This window comes from Streptomyces sp. NPDC101178 (genome assembly GCF_044767965.1).
In the GTDB taxonomy this organism is placed as follows: domain Bacteria; phylum Actinomycetota; class Actinomycetes; order Streptomycetales; family Streptomycetaceae; genus Streptomyces.
In genome coordinates, this window is sequence record NZ_JBIWOZ010000004.1 from 232,491 (window position 1) to 250,072 (window position 17,582).

Genomic DNA, 17,582 nt, shown 5'->3' on the forward strand with positions numbered 1-17,582 from the left:
CCGACTATGCGCTCCCTGTATACACCGAGCGCATAGTGGAGCCGGTCCCGCCCGGACACCGCGCGGAAGGCACCCATGCAGACCAAGGCACTGGCGCCCGAGTACCAGGGCGCTCTCACCAAGATGTCGGTGAACGCCTCCCTCACCGACGTCCTGGCCGAGGGCGTACGGCATCTGAAACAGGCCGAGCTCTCCGGCTCGCGGGAGGAGGTGGCGCGGACCGGGCTCGCGGTGGCCGAGGCGCACCGCCGGCTCGGGCAGGTCGAGGAGGCGGACCGGGCGTGGAAGGCCAGCTACCGGGCCGCGCGCTCGGCCGGGGCCACCGGGGCGATGGCGTGGGCGCTGTGGAGCGGTGGGACGCTGGCGCGTCAACGGGGTTCGCTGCGCCTCGCGTTCCGGCTGCTGGGGCTCGCGGCCGAGCTGGGCAAGCGCGGCGGGGACGTGGTGGCGCGCGGCTACTCGCTCGCCGGACTGGCCGAGACCGGACGCATCCAGGGCGATTACGCGACGGTCGCCACGCTCCACGAACAGCTGCTCGCCGAGGCCCGCGCCCGGGGCGAGGCGCGTCACACGGTGTGGGCGCTGGAGGGGATCGCGCAGATCCACCGCAACACCGGGCAGCTCGACTCGGCACTGGAGATGTTCGAGGAGGCGGCCGTCCTCGCCGGGAACGCCGACGACCGGCGGGGCCGGGCATGGGCCCTGCGCGGCATCGCTGACATCGTTTCCCTCCGCGAGGGCGGCACGGCACGCGCGCTCGGCCTGCTCGCCGAGGCCGAGGTCACCTGCCGGGAGATGAAGCTCTCCAGCGCGCTCGCCTACAACCACAAGATGCGCGCCAACGTGCTCTTCCGCGCCGGCCGGTACGAGGAGGCGCGCGAGGTGTACGAGCAGGCGCTGACGGAGTTCCGCGCGATGACCGAACCGCGGGGCGAGGCGCTGGCGGCCCTGGGCCTGGTCAAGGCACGCGCCCGCCTGGGCCGGGACCGCGCGGCCACGGCGGCGGAGCTGGACGAGCTGCGCGGCAGGCTGAGCCGGATCGGGCTGCTCAACGCCCGGGAGATGGTGGAGAAGGCGTACGCGGAACTGGGGGTGGAACCGACGGCGGAGGGCGAGGAGGGCGGCGGGCGCTCCACCGGATTTACTGCCCCGCACGAGGAGGCCCGGGCCCGATGACGCTGTCCACGACCCGGCAGGCGCCGGCGCCGCAGATACTCGACCGGTGCCGTGAGCTCGTCCGGCCCGCGCTGGTGGAGTCGGTGCGCCGGCTCCACCCCTGGCACGCCGAGACGGCCGCCTTCTCGCTGGGCTGGAGCGGCGTGGACGGCGCCCCGGTCCCCGGCTCGCAGGGCAAGGGGGTCCGCCAGGCGCTCGCGGTACTCGGCTCGGAGGCCGCCGGGGGCAGCGGCCGCGACGGGGTCACCGGCGCGGTCGCCGTCGAGCTCGTCCACACCTTCTCGCTCATCCACGACGACATCATGGACGGCGACGAGACCCGGCGCCGCCGCCCGACCGTGTGGAAGGCGTACGGCACCGGTCCGGCGGTCCTCGCCGGGGACGCCCTGTTCGCGCTGGCCGTCCGGACCCTCACGGAGGTCCCGGGCGCCACGGGGGCGGCGGCGGTGCGCCGTCTGTCGGCGGCGCTGGGCGATCTGGTGCACGGTCAGGCTCAGGACCTGCTTTTCGAGTCGCGGCCGTGGACCGGGCCCGACGCGGTCCTGCCGCACGAGTACCGGGCGATGGCCACGGAGAAGACCGGGTCGCTGCTCGGCTGCGCCGCCGCGCTGGGCGCGGTGCTGGCCGGGGCGCCGGCGGCCACGGCCGACGCGCTGGACCGGGCGGGACGGCACCTGGGCGTGGCGTTCCAGGCGGTGGACGACCTGCTGGGCATATGGGGCGATCCGCAGGTGACGGGGAAGCCGGTGCACAGCGATCTGCGGCGGCTGAAGAAGACCTTCCCGGTCCTGGCGGTCCTGGCCTGCGGCCACCCGGCGGCCCGACGGCTGGAGGCCCTTCTCACCGGGGCCGATACCGGGGACGATCCGCTCGACGAGGCAGGCCTGCGCCGGGCGGCCGAGCTGGTCGACGAGGCCGGCGGCCGCCGGGCCACGGTTACCGAGGCCCGGGAACACCTGCGGGCCGCCCGCGCCTGCCTGGACGGAGTGGAGCTGCACGAGGGCGCGCGCGGCGATCTGCTGACCCTGATCCCCTTCCTCGTCGACCGCACCGGCTGACCTCGCAGCCGGCGGCCTTTCCCCGGGCCGCCGGCTGCGAGGATGGTCACCCCGAAGTCCCGCACACCCCGAAGGCCGGAGCCGTCATGTCTCCCCTCCCTCCGCCCGTACAGGCACTGCTCGTCGTCGATCTCCAGGCGGCCTTCGTCGCGGGCGAGAACCCCGTGCCCGACGCGCGCCGGCTGCTGGACCGGGTCGAGCGCCTCGTCCGCCGCGCCCGGGCGGCCGGGGCGCTCGTCGTCCACCTGCAGAACGACGGGCCGGCCGGCGAACCCGACGAACCGTACACACCCGGCTGGGAGTTGTACCTTCCGGTCGCCGCAGGACCGGCCGAGACCGTGATCCGCAAGACCGAGGACGACGGCTTCGAGTCCACGACACTGGAGGACCGGCTGACGGCCGCCGGGGTCGCCTCGCTCGCCGTGTGCGGGGTCATGTCGGAGATGTGCGTCCTGGCCACCGCACGCCGGGCGCTGGAGTTGGAGTACCGGGTAGTGCTGCCGCACGACGCCCACGCCACGTACGACATCCCGGCCGCGCCGGGCATCGGCGAGCGCGTTCCGGCGGCGATGGCGTCCCGGGTCGCGGAATGGGCCCTCGGCGACGAGGTGGAGGTCGTCGCCCGTGCCGAGGACGTCACCTTCACGGCCACCCGGGCGGAGCCCTTTACCGACAATAGAACTGCGTGACCGCCATGTAGATGGTGCTGCCATCCACCATGGCAACCGGCCGTCGCCGAGATGCGGCGAACAGCGTCACCCCCTCCCCGTGACAATTCCTCCGGCCCGCTCCCGCAATTGCGCCGCACCCACTCATCCGACACGCATTCCAACATGTTCACGAGGACACGGAGCGGCCGCGCGGACCACCTGATCAGCGGCATCGTGCCGGTAATCCTCACGTGGTCGTATGAGCGAGTCACGCGCACGATTTCGCCACATGTCTGCCAAAGTGCACTTCGGCTTTACTCACCGGATTGAGCGAAGAGAGCCGTACGTGCTGCACATGCGTCGTGCCGAAGAAAGACAATTGACGGTCCTTCATCTGGTTCAGCCCGTGGACGGTGGAGTGGCCCGGGTCGTCACCGATCTCGTCAGGGCCCAGGCCGTCGCCGGGCTGCGGCCCGTGGTGGCCTGTCCGCCCGGCAGCCCGCTGGCCGTCGGGGCGGCCGCCGCGGGAGCTCAGGTCCGGGGCTGGTCCGCCACCCGGGCGCCGGGTCCGCGGCTGGCCGGGGAGGTCGCCGGGGCGCGGCAGATCGTCCGCGACTGCCGCCCGCACGTGGTGCACGCACACAGCGCCAAGGCGGGCCTCGCGGGCCGCATCGCCGTACGGGGCAAGGTGCCCACGGTGTTCCAGCCGCACGCCTGGTCCTTCGAGGCCGTACGCGGCCGGACCGCCGAACTGGCTCTGAACTGGGAGCGGTTCGGGGCGCGCTGGGCCGACCACATCCTCTGCGTCAGCGAGTCCGAGCGGCGCGCAGGACAGGAGGCGGGCATCACCGCCCGCTGGTCGGTGATCCACAACGGCATCGACCTCGACCGCTTCCGCCCCGGCGGCCAGGCCGACCGCACAGCGGCCCGGGCCGCGCTGCCGGTACTGGACGGGACGGATCCGCAGGCCCCGCTCGTCGTCTGCGTCGGCCGCCTGACCCGGCAGAAGGGTCAGGACGTCCTGCTGAGCGCTTGGCGCCGGCTGCGGGTCCCCGGAGCGCGCCTCGTCCTCGTCGGCGACGGCCCCGACCGCGCCGGCCTGGAGGAGGCGGCTCCGCCCGGCGTCCTGTTCACCGGGTCGAGCGCCGACGTACGGCCGTGGATCCACGCGGCCGACCTCGTCGTCCTGCCGTCCCGCTGGGAGGGCATGGCGCTGGCCCCGCTGGAGGCCATGGCCTGCGGCCGGGCCGTGGTGATGAGCGATGTGAGCGGGGCGCGGGAGAGCGTGGCGCCGGGCGACGAGCACCACCTCCTCGTACCGCCCGAGGACCCCGCGGCGCTGGCGGCCTCGCTCACCGCCCTGCTCACCGATCCGGAGCTGCGCGAGGCGGTGGCCCACCGGGCCCTGCGCCATGCCCGGGCGGCGTTCGACGTCCGACGGACCGCGGGGGCGGTTGCCGGTCTTTACCAGGAAATTGTCTCCCTGTCCGGCCCCACGATGAGGAAGCGCACCGAGCGATGACGATGGAGAGTGCACCGGTCCCCGGCGCCGGCCAGGCCACAGCCGTACAGGCTCACACGGTTCATCCGCCGCGAAGAAGCGACGGCGGTACGCGGGTGCTCGGCGGTGGTCGCCGCGCCACCCGGGTCGCGCCCGCCGCACAGCTCCTCGGTGCCGACGCGGCGGCGCTGGCCGTCACGTTCGCGGTGTGCACCCCGGCCGGCTGGCCCTGGCCCGTGGTCGCCGCGCAGGCGGTGGCGCAGGTGCTGCTCCACGCGTACCGGGGTCTCCACCGGCTCGGCCTCTCCCCCTCGGTGCTCTCCGAGGTGCCCGCGCTCCTCGGCCTCGCGCTGCTCCAGTGGTACGTGACCATGGAGGTCGTCGCGGCCTGGGCCCCGGCCCATGAGATCGGCTGGACGGTGCTGGCGTACGCGGCGGCCACGCAGACCGTGCTGTGCGCTTCCGGACGCGCGGTCGTGCACCGGGTCCGCCACCGGTCGGCGGTCCGCAACCCGCTCTCCACCCTGATCGTCGGCCACGGCCCGGTCGCCCGGCAGGTGACGGCCGCGCTCCACGACCATCCTGAGTACGGGCTGCGCCCGGTCGGCCGGGTCGCCGCATCCGCCGGTCCCGACGCCTCCCCCGCCTCCGGAGTCTCCGGCGTCTCCGGCGTCTCCGCCGAGGAGCCCGCGGCGCGGCCGGACGTCGTGAAGCTGCCGGTCCTGGTCACTCCGCAGGAGGTGGGACGGGCCGTCGTGCAGAACACCGTGCGGCACGCGGTGTTCACCGCACCGCCCGAGACCATGCCCGACGGCCCCGCCCTCTTCGCCCTGCTCACCGGCCACGGCTGCCGGGTGTGGCTGGTCACCGGCGACACCGCGGTGGCCACCCGCCCGGCCGGCGTGCGCCCCGACCACCTGTGGGGGTTCGCCGCCCATCCGCTCCAGGACGGCACGCACCGGCCCGTCAGCCACGCGGCGAAACGGGTGATGGACGCGGTGCTGGCGGGCGTCGGCCTGGTGCTGGTGGCGCCGCTGATGGCGTTGTGCGCGCTGGCGGTACGGCTCTCGGACGGCCCCGGGGTCATCTTCCGGCAGGAGCGGGTGGGCCGGCACGGCCGTCCGTTCGTGCTGCTCAAGTTCCGTACGCTGCGGCCCGCCGACGCCCAGGAGTCCGCGACCCGGTGGAACGTGGCCTCCGACGGGCGGATGAGCCGCGTCGGCCGGCTGCTGCGCCGCACCTCGCTGGACGAGCTGCCGCAGCTGTGGAACGTCCTGCGCGGCGACATGAGCCTGGTCGGCCCCCGGCCCGAACGCCCCTTCTTCGTCGCGCAGTTCAGCCGGACGCACCCCGGCTACCAGGCCCGTCACCGGATGCCGGTCGGCATCACCGGGCTGGCTCAGGTGAACGGGTTGCGCGGTGACACCTCGATCGAGGAGCGGGCCAGGTTCGACAACCGGTACATCGAGACCTGGTCCCTGTGGCAGGACGCGTGCGTGCTGGCGCGGACGGCGGGCTCCTTCTTCCGGCTCGGAGGCAGCTGACCATGGCCGCCACGCTGACCGCCCCGGCGCCCGGGGCGCCGGCCCCCGCCGCTCCCCGTCCCGGACCGGGCGGGTGGCGGAGCCGGTGGCCGCTGCTCCCGCTGATCGCGACCGTGCTGCTGCCCGCGCTGCCGTACGCCCTCGGTGGCGGCGTGGGACCGGCCGACATCGCCTCCGGCGTCGCGGTCCTGGTCTGCGGGGGACGGCTGCTGTACCTCCGGCGGCGGCCGCTCAGCCCGGCCGCCGCCCTGGTGCTGGGGCTGCCCGCCGTGGGCTTCGCGGTGGCGACGGTGACGGCGGCCGATCCGGCCGCGGCGCTGCCGGGGCTGGTCCGCTACCTCCAGGTCTTCGTCCTGGTCCCGGCCGCCGTCTGCCTCCTGCTCAAGGACGCCCACGGCTTCCGGATCGTCGCCGGGGCCCTGGTGCTCCTGGCGCTCGTGCAGGGCGTGGTGGGCGTCGACCAGTACGTCACCGGGACCGGCGCCTCGTACATGGGCGAGGATCTCCGGGCGGTCGGCACGTTCGGCCCGAGCGACATCATGGGCATGGCCACGGTCGTCGCGTACGGGCTGCTGGCCGCCGCCGCGTGCGCGCTGCGGACCCCGCGTACCGCTCCGGCGTGGCTGCGCCCCGCAGCCGCCGTCGTGGCCGTCGGGCTGATCGTGCCGCTCGCGCTCTCCTTCAGCCGGGGCGTGTGGATCGCGACGGCGGCCGCTCTCCTGGTCGCTCTCGCTCTGACGGGCCGCCGGCAGGCGCTGACGTCGCTGGCGGTGCTGGGGGCCACGGCGGTGGTCCTGATCGGCGGGTTCGGTATCGGCTCGGAGATGATCGCGGACCGGGCCGCCAGCGTGACCGAGGTGACCCGGGCCCCCGACCGGTCGGTGAACGACCGGTACACGATGTGGGGCGCGGCGGGCTCCATGTGGCGCGAGCAGCCCCTGACCGGAGTCGGTCTCAAGGGCTTCCCCGACCACCGCGACGGCCACGCGTCGATCGGCCTCTCCTCCGGCAGCGACACGGCGGGCGCGGGCCAGGAGTTCCGCAAGCAGGCGCTCCTCTCGCCGCACAACATGTATCTGCTCATCCTCAGCGAACAGGGCCTCATCGGTCTGACGGCGGTCGTCGGCGGCTGGGCGGCGATCCTGGTCGGCGCCGTACGCCGGCTGGTCCGGGCCCGCTCGCGCGGCGACGCGGCCGTGGACTGCGGTCTGGCTGCGGTCGCGCTGATGGCCTGGCAGAGCGTCAACTTCCTGTACTCCGACATCGGCGGTCCCACGACCGTGCTGGGCGGCGTCGTCCTGGGGCTCGCGGCCTGGTGGGCGCTGGCCGAGCCGGAGAGGGCGGGTACGGCGTGAGCGACACCGGCACGGACACCGAGGCGGAGACACGCGAGGCGACTGCTCCTGCCCTGCTCCCCGGCCCCGGCCAGCCCCCGGGCTCCGGCCCCGGCCCGGCCACCGCACCGGAACCCACGGGCGGTGAGGCTCCCGGGCTCGGCTCCTTCCTCGCCCGGGCGGCGGCGGCCACCGCGGTCCTCACCGTCCTCGGAGCCGTACTCGGCCTCGTACGGGACCAGGCGATCGCCCGGTACTTCGGCGCGAGCCACGCCAGTGACGCGTTCCTGATCGCCTGGACCGTGCCGGAGATGGCGGCCACGCTCCTCATCGAGGACGGGATGGCACTGCTCCTCGTCCCGGCCTTCAGCCTCGCCCTCACCCGCCGCGCGGACGCCGGGAGTGCCGCACGGACGGAGACCGGGGAGCCGGGCCCCGACCCCGTACGCGAACTGGTGGCGGCCACCCTGCCCCGGCTCTGCGTCGGGCTCATGGCCGGTGCGGCGCTGCTGATGGCGGGCGCTCCGTGGGTCGTCGGCGTCCTGGCGCCCGGGCTGGCCGATCCGGACCTGGCGGTCGACTGCACCCGGCTGACCGCCGTCACCGTGCTCACCTTCGGCATCACCGGCTACTTCAGCGCCGCCCTGCGCGCCCACCGCAGCTTCGTGCCGCCCGCCTGTGTCTACGTCGCGTACAACATCGGCATCATCGGCATGACGCTGGCGCTGCACTCGGTGTGGGGCGTGCGGGCGGCCGCCGCGGGGGTCGCCGTCGGCAGCCTGCTCATGATCCTCACCCAGCTCCCCACCTTCCTCCGGCTCCTGCCCCTGGCGCGTCCCCGCCTCGGAGGCCTGAAGCGACGGGCCGCACGCACCGCTCCGCTGCTCGGCCTCACCGTCCTCGCGCCGGTCGTGCTGTTCGTGGTGGGCCGCCAGTCGCAGGTGCTGGTCGAACGGTTCCTGGCCTCCACGCTTCCGGCCGGTGCCATCTCGCATCTCAACTACGCGCAGAAGGTCGCGCAGATGCCGATGGTGCTCTCCCTGATGATCTGCACGGTGACGTTCCCGGTCGTCGCGCGGGCCATGGCCGACGGTCAGCGGGAGAAGGCCCGGCAGCGGGTGGAGCGGGATCTCGCGCTGGCGGGAATGGTGGTGCTGCTCGGCACGGCGGTCGTGCTCGGTTACGCGCCCCAGATTATCGAAGTCCTCTTCCAGCGCGGCGCGTTCGACACCGCCGACACCGAGGCCACCGCCCAGGTGATGCGGGTCTACGCGGCCGGGCTGCTCGGCCACTGTCTCGTCGGCGCGCTGAGCCGCCCGTTCTTCTCGTCCGGCCGGCCCACCTGGTTCCCGGCCTTCGCGATGGGCACCGGACTCCTCGTCACGATGGGCGCCGGGTACGCGCTCACGTACCGCTTCGGCGTCGACGGCATCGCCACCGCCAACGCGATCGGGATCAGCACCACCGCGCTCCTCCTGCTGATGGGGCTCGGCACCCGGGTGGTCCCGATCCGGGCACGTGCGGTCGCCTGGTCGCTCGGCCGGCTCGCGGGCGCCGCGCTGGTGGCCGGCGCGGCGGGCTGGGCGGTGGCGCCGCTGCTCCCCGAAGCCGTGGTGAGCCTGGCCGCCGGATGTGTCCTCGTCCCCGCCGTCTTCTTCCTGACCGGGCTGGCCCTGCGCTCGCCCGAGGTCGTCTCCCTGCTGGCACTCATCCGACGGAGGTTCACTGATGGCCGCTGACCCCTCGGCGCCTTGCGCCGACGCTCCCTCGTCCCGGCTCCGCCCGCACACCCGCCGTCAGCCGTGGATCCTCACGTACCACTCGGTGACGGACACCGACGACGACCCGTACGGCATCACCGTCTCCCCCCGGCGGCTCGGCGAGCAGCTGGCCTGGCTGCGCGGCAGAGGCCTGCGGGGAGTGGGCGTGGCGGAGCTGATGCGGGCTCATGCGGCGGGGCGGCGCGGGCTGGTCGGGCTGACCTTCGACGACGGGTACGCGGACTTCCTCCACGAGGCCCTGCCGGTGCTCCGCACCCACGGCTGCACCGCCACGGTCTTCGTGCTGCCGGGACGGCGGGGCGGCGTCAACGCGTGGGATCCGCTCGGGCCGCGCAAGCCGCTGCTCACCTACGACGGGATCCGGCGGATCGCCGAGGCCGGGATGGAGGTCGGCTCGCACGGCCTCCTCCACCAAGACCTCACCACGCTCACGGACCAGGAGCTGCGCCAGGAGACGGTCCGCAGCCGGAAGGCGATCGGCGAACTCACCGGCACACCGCCCGAGGGCTTCTGCTATCCGTACGGGACGTTCGACCGGCGGGTCGCGGAAGCGGTCCGCCGTGCCGGGTACGGGTACGGCTGCGCACTGGCTCCCGGCCCGCTGATCAGCCGGTTCGCCCTTCCTCGCACCCACATCAGCCAGGCCGACCGGGGCGTCCGGCTCTGGGCCAAGGACCTGCGGCACGGGCTGCGGCACGGAGCGGTCGTGCCCGGTGCCGGTCCCCGTACCGCCTCTCCGGTGCGGGCGGGTGGTCCGCGGTGAGGGCGCTGCACGTCATCACCGGGCTCGGGGTCGGCGGCGCCGAGCAGCAGTTGCGGCTGCTGCTGCGCCATCTGCCGGTGGAGTGCGACGTGGTGACGCTCACCAACCCGGGCCCGGTGGCGGACGGACTGCGGGCCGACGGAGTGCGCGTCGTCCACCTGGGGATGCGCGGCAACCGGGACCTGTCGGCGGTCGGCCGGCTGACCCGGCTGATCCGCGACGGCCGCTACGACCTGGTCCACACGCACCTCTACCGCGCCTGTGTGTACGGGCGGATCGCCGCGCGCCTCGCGGGTGTCCGGGCGGCCGTGGCGACCGAACACTCCCTGGGGCGCGCCGAGATCGAGGGCCGTCCGCTGACCCGGGGCATCCGCGCCCTCTACCTCTCCACCGAACGCCTGGGCGCGGCCACCGTCGCCGTCTCCTCCACCGTCGCGGGGCGGCTGCGGGACTGGGGGGTGCCGGCCGAGCGGATCCGGCTGGTGCCCAACGGCATCGACGCGGACCGCTACCGCTTCGACCCGGACCGGCGCCTCGCCGTGCGGACGGCGCTCGGGATCCCCGACGACGCGTTCGTGGTCGGCGGGGTGGGCCGGCTGGTGCCCGGCAAGCGCTTCGACGTGGCGGTACGGGCGGTCGCCGCGCTGCCGGAGGCCCGGCTGCTGCTGGCCGGTGACGGGCCGGAGGCCGGGGCGCTCCGGGCCTTGGCGGCCGAACTGGGGGCGGCGGACCGGATCCTGCTCCTCGGGGAGTGCGGCGCGGGCGGTGGTGGCCCGGTGCCCGGGGTCCCGGCGCTGCTGAGCGCCGTCGACACCTTCGTATCGACGTCCCGCGAGGAGTCGTTCGGCCTGGCCGCGGTGGAGGCGCTCGCCGCCGGGCTGCCCGTGCTGCACGACGCCTGCCCGGCCATCGACGACCTGTCCGCCGCCCACGCCCCGGGCGCCACCCGGATCGCCGGGAGCCCCGACGAGCTGACCGCCGTGCTGCGGCAGCGGATACAGGCCCGCCCGGACCGTCGCCCGCCGCCACGGGCCGTCGGCCACTACGACATCCGGCGCAGCAGCGAGCGCCTGATGGATGTGTACGCGTACGCCCTCGACACCGCCCCACCGAACCGGAGAGCCCTTCCATGACCGAGTCTCCCGCGCAGCAGCGACCCGCCGTCCTGCGGAAGCGGCTGAGCAACGCCCCCGCCCAGCTGCGCACCGCCCTCACCCGGCTGCCCCACTGGTGGCCCCTGCCCGTCTGCGTGCTGCTCGGCACCGCCTCCGGGCTCTCGTACGGGCTGCTCGCCACGCCTCAGTACGAGGCCACCAGCTACGCCATGGCGGTCGCCGAGGAGGAGTCGGCCCCGGGGGCCGCGCTCGGCTACGCGCAGTCCTACGGGCGCCTCGTCACCAGTGACGCCACCCTCTCCTACGCCCAGGGCGCGGCCGGTGAGCGGATGCGCGCCCTCCGTTCCCAGGTGCGCTCCGAGACCTCGCCCGACTCGCCGATGATCGCGGTGACCGGGACGTCCGACAAGCCGGGCCGGGCGGCCGACATCGCCAACGCGGTGATCGAGGCCGTCATCGTGAGCAGCGGCCATGTCTCCAAGGACACCGGGGTGAAGCTGATCAAGTTCACGCACGCGATGAAGCCGGACCAGCCGGTCTCGCCGTCGGTGCCGCTGGGCACCGCCGTGGGCGCGGCCGCGGGTGGTCTGCTCGGCGGGCTCGTCCTGCTGGTACGGCCGCGGCGCGCGGGCTGGAGCGTCTCCGCCCAGGTGCCCGGGCCGACCGCCGCCGAGGACCACAGCACCACCGAGGACCGGGAGCTCGTACGATGACGGCCGACCGGGTGGGCAGCCTCACCGTGACGCTCTGCCGGGACTTCGGGGAGTTCGGCGCGCTCGCCGGGGAGTGGGACGCGCTGCACCGCCGCTGCGCCACCGCCACCCCGTTCCAGAGCCACGCCTGGCTCCACTCCTGGTGGCTCTCCTACGGCCAGGAGGGCAGGCTGCGCGTCCTGCTGGTCCGCCGCTCGGGGCGGCTGATCGGAGCGGCGCCGCTGATGCTGGTGCACCGGCCGATGCCGCTGCTGGTGCCGATGGGCGGGGCGATCTCCGACTTCTTCGACATCCTGCTGGACGAGGAGGAGGCCGGGTACGCGGTCGGGGCGCTCCAGCGCGGTCTGGACCGGGCGGCCCGGCACACCGTCGTCGACCTGCGGGAGGTCCGGCCGGACGCGTCGGCGCAGCTGCTGTTCGGCCGGTGGCCGGGCGCGCGGAGCCGGCTCACGGACTCGACGTGCATGGAGCTGCCCGCCCGGCCGCTCGGCGACCTGGTGGGTCGGCTGACCGGCTCGCGGGGCCAGCGGCTGCGGGCCAAACTGCGCCGGATCGAGGCGCTGGACGTGGAGGCCCGCACGGTCCCGCAGGACGGGGTGCCGGCGGCGATCGGCACCCTGCTGCGGCTCCACGAACTCCAGTGGCGGGACCGCGGGGTCAACCCGGAGCACCTGCGGGCCCGGTTCTCGGACCACCTGATCCGCTCGGTGGGGCGGATGGTCGGCGACGGCACGGCCGCCGTCACCGAGTTCCTGATGGGCGGCGAGGTAGTGGCGGCCAATCTGACCCTGCAGTCCGGGCAGCTGGCGGGCGGCTATCTGTACGGGGCGGACCCGGGGCTGCGGGATCGGAAGGTCGATGTGTCGACCATGCTGCTGCGCGAGGTCTCCCAGCAGGCGTCGGACACCGGCCGTGAGGTGCTGAGCCTGCTGCGCGGCGCCGAGCAGTACAAGAACCACTGGCAGCCGGTCACGGTCGTCAACCAGCGGCTGCTGCTGGCCCGGCCCGGTCTGGAGCCGCTGCTGCGGCTGCGGGAGTCGCAGGTGGCGGTACGGGAAAGGGCCGTGGAGACGGTCAAGACCCGGTTCCCCGCCGCGCGGGACTGGCACGAGCGGCTTACCACGCTTCCGGTCATCGGGCGGTGAGGCGTGCCGCGACAGGCCGTGGGACAACACCGGAAACATCGCCTTCGGGTAGATCCGTTACCGTCCGGCGCCTCTCGCGTTGTCAGGGCATGCGGGCCTCGCGCTCCGCAGCAACCCCCCTTCCTTACAAGGAGTTCTGATGTCGCGTATTACGAAGGTCGCCGCTGTCATGGCGGGCACCGGTGCCCTCATCGCCGGCGGCGCCGGCATGGCCTCCGCCGACGCCGGTGCGCAGGGTGCGGCCATCGGGTCCCCCGGCGTCCTCTCGGGCAACCTCGTCCAGGTCCCGGTCCACGTGCCGGTCAACGTCTGCGGCAACACGATCAACGTGATCGGCCTGCTCAACCCGGCCTTCGGCAACACCTGCGTCAACGCCGACGGTGGCCACGACGACAAGGGCGACTACGGCTACGGCCGCTGATCTCCCCGTAACACCGCGACGGCCGGCTCCCTCCTTCCCGGAGGGGCCGGCCGTCGTGCTGCGCGCGCTCAGGCGTAGCGGTAGACCTTGCTGTGGTCGAGAAGGGCCTTCGGGGTGACGTTCCACGGGGGCATCGGGTCGTCGAGGCCGAAGACGTAGGCGCGGTCCCGGCCGGGTGAGGCGGGTTTGCGGCCCGGCAGATAGGCGGACTTGGGGTGGGCCTCGCGCCAGCGGTCCCAGAGCAGGTCGATGAACGAGTGGTGGAGCCAGAAGACCGGGTCCTCCGGTGAGGCGGCCCCGGCCATCGGGCCGCCGACCCACTGGTGGACCCGGTTGTGGTTGCCGACCGTGCGCACCCGGTGGATGCCCCAGCCCTCGATGCGGTTGCGGAACCCCTCGGTGCTGATGCTGTTCCACGGCGCGGTGTCGTAGACCGGGTCCTTGAGCGCTCGCGCCACGTCGTCGGCGGTGGGGAGGGAGACCGGGTTGTTGCCGGGCCTGCCGAAGTTGCGGGTGAGCCAGTTCTGGTCGGTGACCCCGCGGCCGACACTCCAGTTCCCCGTGGCGTAGGCGAACGGGCCGGTGGTGACGCGCCGGTCGCCGGGCCTGCCGTTGCCGCCGAGGAAGTCCTCCGCCCAGAGCGAGGAGGTGGGCGAGCGGTCCTTCGTCCAGTCCCAGTACGGGACGCTCACGCCGGCGTCGACGGTCTGGAGGGCCCGCTCGAACTCCAGCAGATAGCGGCGGTGCCAGGGGAAGAACGAGGAGGTCATGTGGGCCGGGCGTGGCCGGCTCTCGGTGTCCATGACGTAGTACTCGCGGTGCATGACGACGAAGTCGTCGTAGCGGCCCGAGCGCTTGAGCTTCAGGATCGCGTCGACGAGGCGCCGCTTCTCGGTGCGCGTGAGGTCGCGCTGGTTCTTGCGGGTGTACACCGGTTCCGGTCCTCCTGGTTGCTGTGCGGTAGGGCGGTCACGTGGGGTGCGACGCTCACCTGTGGTGCGGGGCGCGGAGCGCGAGGCGGGCGGTGCCGAGCTCGTCCACGGCGGCGCGGGCCGTCTCGCGGAGCGTGGGGAACGACTCGTAGTGCGTGACATCGCTCAGATAGGTGCCGTCCGCGCGCCGCATGACGTGCAGCGGGCGGCCGTCGATACGGATCTCGGTGACCGGCTCCCCCCGGCCGGCCCCGCCCGCCTCACCGGCCGGGACCAGGACGGTCACCGAACCGCTGATCTCCCGGCCCCGGTACATCTCGGCGAACTCCTCCACACCACCGGACCCCTGGGCGGGGGCGGGCGCGGCGCCCGGTTCGTCCTCGTACAGCGGCAGGAGGACCGCGGCGGTGCCGGTGGCCACGGCCGCGGTGAAGGCGGTACGCAGGACGATCCGGCGCGACGTACCGCGTCCTCCACGCGGTGCGCCGCCCGGATCCGTGGTTCGGGTCATGGGTGACTGCCTCTCTCGTCGACTCGTCCCGGGATATTGCTCGCGATGGTGGCAACGAGGCGGCGCCGAATCGGTTCTCGTGGGCGCGGCGTCGCCCGCGTTCCGTCAAACGCGTGACCGTGCGCGGCCATCCGCACCGGGGGCCCGCGTCGCGCGGGGCGCCGCGCGCACCGGGCCGGACGATGGCCGGGCGAACTCGTGGAGGTGGATGGACATGACCGTTCCGAATCAGGTGTCCGGTGACCGTGCGGCGGGCTTCGACCTCGCCGATCCGGGTTTCTGGCAGTTGCCGCGCCCGGAGAGGCTCGGCGCCTTCGCCCGGCTGCGGGAGCTGGAGGCCCCTGTGCTCTTCACGCCCCGGCCGGGCACCGCCCGTACCTCCGGCAAGCCGTTCTACGCGCTGGTGCGCCACGCCGACGTGCTGACCGCGAGCCGCACGCCGAAGGTCTTCGCGAGCTCGCCGGGGGTCACCACGCCGGAGCCGGCCGGCTGGGCGAAGGCGCTGTTCGGGAACTCGATGGTCAACCTGGACGGGGCCGAGCACGCGGCGCTGCGCCGGATCATCTCGCGACGGTTCACACCACGGCTGCTGGCCGCCACCGAGGAGAACATCGGCCGGCTGGCCGGGCGGCTGGTGGACGAGATGATCGCCGAGCGGCCGGACGACTTCATGCCGTCGGCGGCGTCGCGGCTGCCGCTGGAGGTCATCTGCGACCTGATGGGCATCCCGGCGGAGCACCGGCCTCGGATCGCGGCCCAGATCGACCACGCCTCCGAGCACGTCGGCGTCGAGCGCCGGGGGCGGGCCAGGCTGCGGATCCCCGGCCGGGGGCTCGCCTCGCTGGCGATGATGCAGCTCGTCATGGCGCGCCTCGCGCACGAGCGCCGCCGCCACCCGCAGGACGACCTCGTCTCGGCCCTGGTACGCGCGGACATCGACGGCGAGGCGCTCTCCTCGCGGGATCTCGGCGCCTTCTTCTCGCTGCTGCTGGTGGCGGGGGTGGAGACCACGCGTAACGCGATCGCGCACGGACTGTCCCTGCTGGACCGGCATCCGGAGCAGCGGGAGCTGCTGCGGTCGGATTTCGACCGGTACATCGGCGGTGCCGTCGAGGAAATCGTCCGCCATTCGACGCCGATCATCCAGTTCCGCAGGACCGTCGTCGCGGAATTCGAGCTGGGCGGCCGGACCTTTGTTCCCGGCGAGAAAGTCGCACTGCTCTACGCGTCCGCCAACCGCGATGAATCGGTTTTCACCCGTCCGGATCTCTTCGACATCACCCGGTCGCCGAATCCGCACCTCGGTTACGGCGGTGGCGGCCCGCACCACTGCCTCGGCGCCCACCTGGCCCGGCTCGAAATGACGGCCCTGTTCCGGGAACTGCTCACCCGACGGACCGTCATCCGGCAGACGGGCGACCCTCGGCTGGTCGATTCGAATTTCGACAACCGCGTCGGTTCCCTGCCGTTCACAGTCGAACCCGACGTCACCTGAACGGCTCGTTCGCAACGCCGAATACGATTAAATGGACCACCCTGATCGCGTATGGCGCAGGATGATGGAACTCTCTCCCCAACGGGCCGAATCGGCCGGAATTCATCGCAGCCAGGAGGAGTCATGCCGGCCAAGCGCCGACTCATCACCACGTGCATCGCCGCGGCCGTCCTCAGTCTCCTGGCAGGCGGCGGCATCGCGGGCCAGCTGTCGCCCGGCACCGATTCCGTGGACAGCGCCGCCCCCGGACCGCAAGGCAGCAGGGGTGGCACCACCGCTCACGGCGCGTATCTGGACTACGGTCCCGACGGCGTACGCAGGATGGCGGACCTGTCGCGCTGGCTCGGCGGCGCGGAGCTGCGGGTGGGCCACACCTACCTGCCGGGCGATCTGTGGGTGAACATCGAGGGCACGCCCGACTTCCTGGACGCCTGGGCCGACTGGCGCAAGGCGGACGAGGACCGGATGTTCGTCCTCAACGTGCCCATGCTGGAGCGGAACGAAGAGCGCGTCCCCGACGCCCAGGTACGCCGGCTGCTGCGGTCGGGGGCGGCGGGCGACTACGACCAGCACTTCACCAGGCTCGCGGAGCGCTTGGTCTCGCTCGGTGTGCCGGACACGGTGATCGTGCTCGGCTGGGAGATGAACGGCACCACGTACACCCATCGCTGCGGCCCCGATCCCGCCTCCTGGAAGGCGTACTGGCAGCGGATCGTGACGGCGATGCGGGCGGTGCCGGGCCAGGAGTTCCGATTCGACTTCACGCCCAGCCGGGGGCTGGACGCGGTGCCCTGGACCGAGTGCTACCCGGGTGACGACGTCGTCGACATCATCGGCATGGACTCCTACGACCAGCCGCCGGGCGAGTCGTTCGACGACCAGATCAACGATCCGTACGGACTCCAGAAGCATGTCGACTTCGCGGCGGAGCGCGGAAAGCCGATCTCGTTCCCGGAGTGGGGGCTCTTCCGCAACGGCGACAATCCGGAGTACATGCGGCGGATGCTCGACTGGATCGACCGGCATCAGCCGCTGTACCAGACGATCACGGACTACTGTCCGCACGGCGTGTGGCAGTGCAAGAGCAATCCCCGCTCCTCGCGGGTGTTCCGGACGAAGCTCGCCGAGATGGCCGCCCCGGTGAAGCCCGCCCCGAGCGCGCCTCCCACCACGGCCCCGAGCCCCACACCGACGCCGTCCCCGACTCCGACGCCGACCGTTCCGCCGGCCGTGCAGCCCTCCCCCACCCCGTCGGTGCAGCCCACGCCCACCGCTCCCGAGCCGCCGGCCGACCGCAGGTGGTGCGTCACCGTGCCGTTCGGGGACTGGCTGGGCCCGTGGATCAAGGAGCGCAGGATCTGCTTCCGCTACTGACCGGGCGTATGGAAACGGCTCCGGCCCTCGCTCGGGGAGCCGGAGCCGTCCACCCACACGGGTCCAGCG

General features: G+C 73.5%; 16 protein-coding genes. 14 read left to right on the top strand and 2 right to left on the bottom strand.

Going from position 1 to position 17,582, the window contains the following annotated elements; translation table 11 throughout:
- The first annotated feature begins 75 nt into the window (after positions 1-75).
- The 12 genes from ACIRR8_RS13480 (at position 76) to ACIRR8_RS13535 (ending at position 13,201) form a co-directional block, all read left to right on the top strand.
- Positions 76-1,176 carry a tetratricopeptide repeat protein gene (locus ACIRR8_RS13480; RefSeq protein ID WP_404063135.1) on the top strand — a complete coding sequence of 367 codons (1,101 nt, stop codon included), beginning with the start codon at positions 76-78 and terminating at the stop codon, positions 1,174-1,176.
- On the top strand, positions 1,173-2,234 hold the full coding sequence (locus ACIRR8_RS13485) for a polyprenyl synthetase family protein (protein ID WP_404063138.1): 1,062 nt from the start codon (positions 1,173-1,175) through the stop codon (positions 2,232-2,234). The genes ACIRR8_RS13480 and ACIRR8_RS13485 overlap by 4 nt, the downstream gene beginning before the upstream one ends.
- An 86-nt stretch (positions 2,235-2,320) precedes the next feature.
- Positions 2,321-2,923 carry a cysteine hydrolase family protein gene (locus tag ACIRR8_RS13490; RefSeq protein ID WP_404063141.1) on the top strand — a complete coding sequence of 201 codons (603 nt, stop codon included), beginning with the start codon at positions 2,321-2,323 and terminating at the stop codon, positions 2,921-2,923.
- Positions 2,924-3,230: 307 nt separating this feature from the next.
- Positions 3,231-4,406 (top strand): glycosyltransferase, encoded by a 1,176-nt coding sequence (locus tag ACIRR8_RS13495; RefSeq protein WP_404063144.1) that lies wholly within the window; start codon positions 3,231-3,233, stop codon positions 4,404-4,406.
- Entirely contained in the window at positions 4,403-5,929 is a 1,527-nt protein-coding gene (locus ACIRR8_RS13500; protein ID WP_404063146.1) for a sugar transferase, read from the top strand. The genes ACIRR8_RS13495 and ACIRR8_RS13500 overlap by 4 nt, the downstream gene beginning before the upstream one ends.
- A gap of 2 nt (positions 5,930-5,931) precedes the next feature.
- Complete coding sequence (locus tag ACIRR8_RS13505) at positions 5,932-7,284, top strand: O-antigen ligase family protein (RefSeq protein ID WP_404063149.1); 1,353 nt, start codon at positions 5,932-5,934, stop codon at positions 7,282-7,284.
- Complete coding sequence (gene murJ, locus ACIRR8_RS13510; RefSeq protein ID WP_404063152.1) at positions 7,281-9,002, top strand: murein biosynthesis integral membrane protein MurJ; 1,722 nt, start codon at positions 7,281-7,283, stop codon at positions 9,000-9,002. Before ACIRR8_RS13505 ends, murJ begins: the two co-directional genes overlap by 4 nt.
- Entirely contained in the window at positions 8,992-9,807 is an 816-nt protein-coding gene (locus ACIRR8_RS13515) for a polysaccharide deacetylase family protein (protein WP_404063154.1), read from the top strand. The genes murJ and ACIRR8_RS13515 overlap by 11 nt, the downstream gene beginning before the upstream one ends.
- On the top strand, positions 9,804-10,940 hold the full coding sequence (locus tag ACIRR8_RS13520; RefSeq protein ID WP_404063156.1) for a glycosyltransferase: 1,137 nt from the start codon (positions 9,804-9,806) through the stop codon (positions 10,938-10,940). Before ACIRR8_RS13515 ends, ACIRR8_RS13520 begins: the two co-directional genes overlap by 4 nt.
- On the top strand, positions 10,937-11,635 hold the full coding sequence (locus ACIRR8_RS13525) for a lipopolysaccharide biosynthesis protein (RefSeq protein WP_404063159.1): 699 nt from the start codon (positions 10,937-10,939) through the stop codon (positions 11,633-11,635). Before ACIRR8_RS13520 ends, ACIRR8_RS13525 begins: the two co-directional genes overlap by 4 nt.
- On the top strand, positions 11,632-12,780 hold the full coding sequence (locus tag ACIRR8_RS13530; RefSeq protein ID WP_404063161.1) for a GNAT family N-acetyltransferase: 1,149 nt from the start codon (positions 11,632-11,634) through the stop codon (positions 12,778-12,780). Before ACIRR8_RS13525 ends, ACIRR8_RS13530 begins: the two co-directional genes overlap by 4 nt.
- 139 nt (positions 12,781-12,919) lie before the next feature.
- Complete coding sequence (locus ACIRR8_RS13535; protein WP_237329165.1) at positions 12,920-13,201, top strand: chaplin; 282 nt, start codon at positions 12,920-12,922, stop codon at positions 13,199-13,201.
- A 68-nt stretch (positions 13,202-13,269) separates the two neighbouring features.
- On the opposite strand, the gene ACIRR8_RS13540 is transcribed toward ACIRR8_RS13535, so the two are convergent.
- Positions 13,270-14,133 carry a tyrosinase family protein gene (locus ACIRR8_RS13540; RefSeq protein WP_404063164.1) on the bottom strand — a complete coding sequence of 288 codons (864 nt, stop codon included), beginning with the start codon at positions 14,131-14,133 and terminating at the stop codon, positions 13,270-13,272.
- A gap of 55 nt (positions 14,134-14,188) precedes the next feature.
- On the bottom strand, positions 14,189-14,644 hold the full coding sequence (locus ACIRR8_RS13545; protein ID WP_404063167.1) for a tyrosinase family oxidase copper chaperone: 456 nt from the start codon (positions 14,642-14,644) through the stop codon (positions 14,189-14,191).
- 214 nt (positions 14,645-14,858) lie between these two features.
- Between ACIRR8_RS13545 and ACIRR8_RS13550 the strand changes: the two genes are divergently transcribed.
- Positions 14,859-16,139: a cytochrome P450 gene (locus ACIRR8_RS13550; RefSeq protein WP_404063169.1), complete on the top strand. Its 1,281-nt coding sequence runs from the start codon at positions 14,859-14,861 to the stop codon at positions 16,137-16,139.
- Positions 16,140-16,262: 123 nt separating this feature from the next.
- Positions 16,263-17,513 carry a glycoside hydrolase family 26 protein gene (locus tag ACIRR8_RS13555; protein WP_404063171.1) on the top strand — a complete coding sequence of 417 codons (1,251 nt, stop codon included), beginning with the start codon at positions 16,263-16,265 and terminating at the stop codon, positions 17,511-17,513.
- Positions 17,514-17,582: the final 69 nt, after the last annotated feature.

Coding starts and splice junctions, on each gene's coding strand:
- ACIRR8_RS13525 (WP_404063159.1), top strand. CDS start 10,937: ATGACCGAGTCTCCCGCGCAGCAGCGACCCGCCGTCCTGCGGAAGCGG.
- ACIRR8_RS13500 (WP_404063146.1), top strand. CDS start 4,403: ATGACGATGGAGAGTGCACCGGTCCCCGGCGCCGGCCAGGCCACAGCC.
- ACIRR8_RS13550 (WP_404063169.1), top strand. CDS start 14,859: ATGACCGTTCCGAATCAGGTGTCCGGTGACCGTGCGGCGGGCTTCGAC.
- ACIRR8_RS13515 (WP_404063154.1), top strand. CDS start 8,992: ATGGCCGCTGACCCCTCGGCGCCTTGCGCCGACGCTCCCTCGTCCCGG.
- ACIRR8_RS13535 (WP_237329165.1), top strand. CDS start 12,920: ATGTCGCGTATTACGAAGGTCGCCGCTGTCATGGCGGGCACCGGTGCC.
- ACIRR8_RS13480 (WP_404063135.1), top strand. CDS start 76: ATGCAGACCAAGGCACTGGCGCCCGAGTACCAGGGCGCTCTCACCAAG.
- ACIRR8_RS13505 (WP_404063149.1), top strand. CDS start 5,932: ATGGCCGCCACGCTGACCGCCCCGGCGCCCGGGGCGCCGGCCCCCGCC.
- ACIRR8_RS13555 (WP_404063171.1), top strand. CDS start 16,263: ATGCCGGCCAAGCGCCGACTCATCACCACGTGCATCGCCGCGGCCGTC.
- ACIRR8_RS13485 (WP_404063138.1), top strand. CDS start 1,173: ATGACGCTGTCCACGACCCGGCAGGCGCCGGCGCCGCAGATACTCGAC.
- ACIRR8_RS13545 (WP_404063167.1), bottom strand. CDS start 14,644: ATGACCCGAACCACGGATCCGGGCGGCGCACCGCGTGGAGGACGCGGT.
- ACIRR8_RS13530 (WP_404063161.1), top strand. CDS start 11,632: ATGACGGCCGACCGGGTGGGCAGCCTCACCGTGACGCTCTGCCGGGAC.
- ACIRR8_RS13490 (WP_404063141.1), top strand. CDS start 2,321: ATGTCTCCCCTCCCTCCGCCCGTACAGGCACTGCTCGTCGTCGATCTC.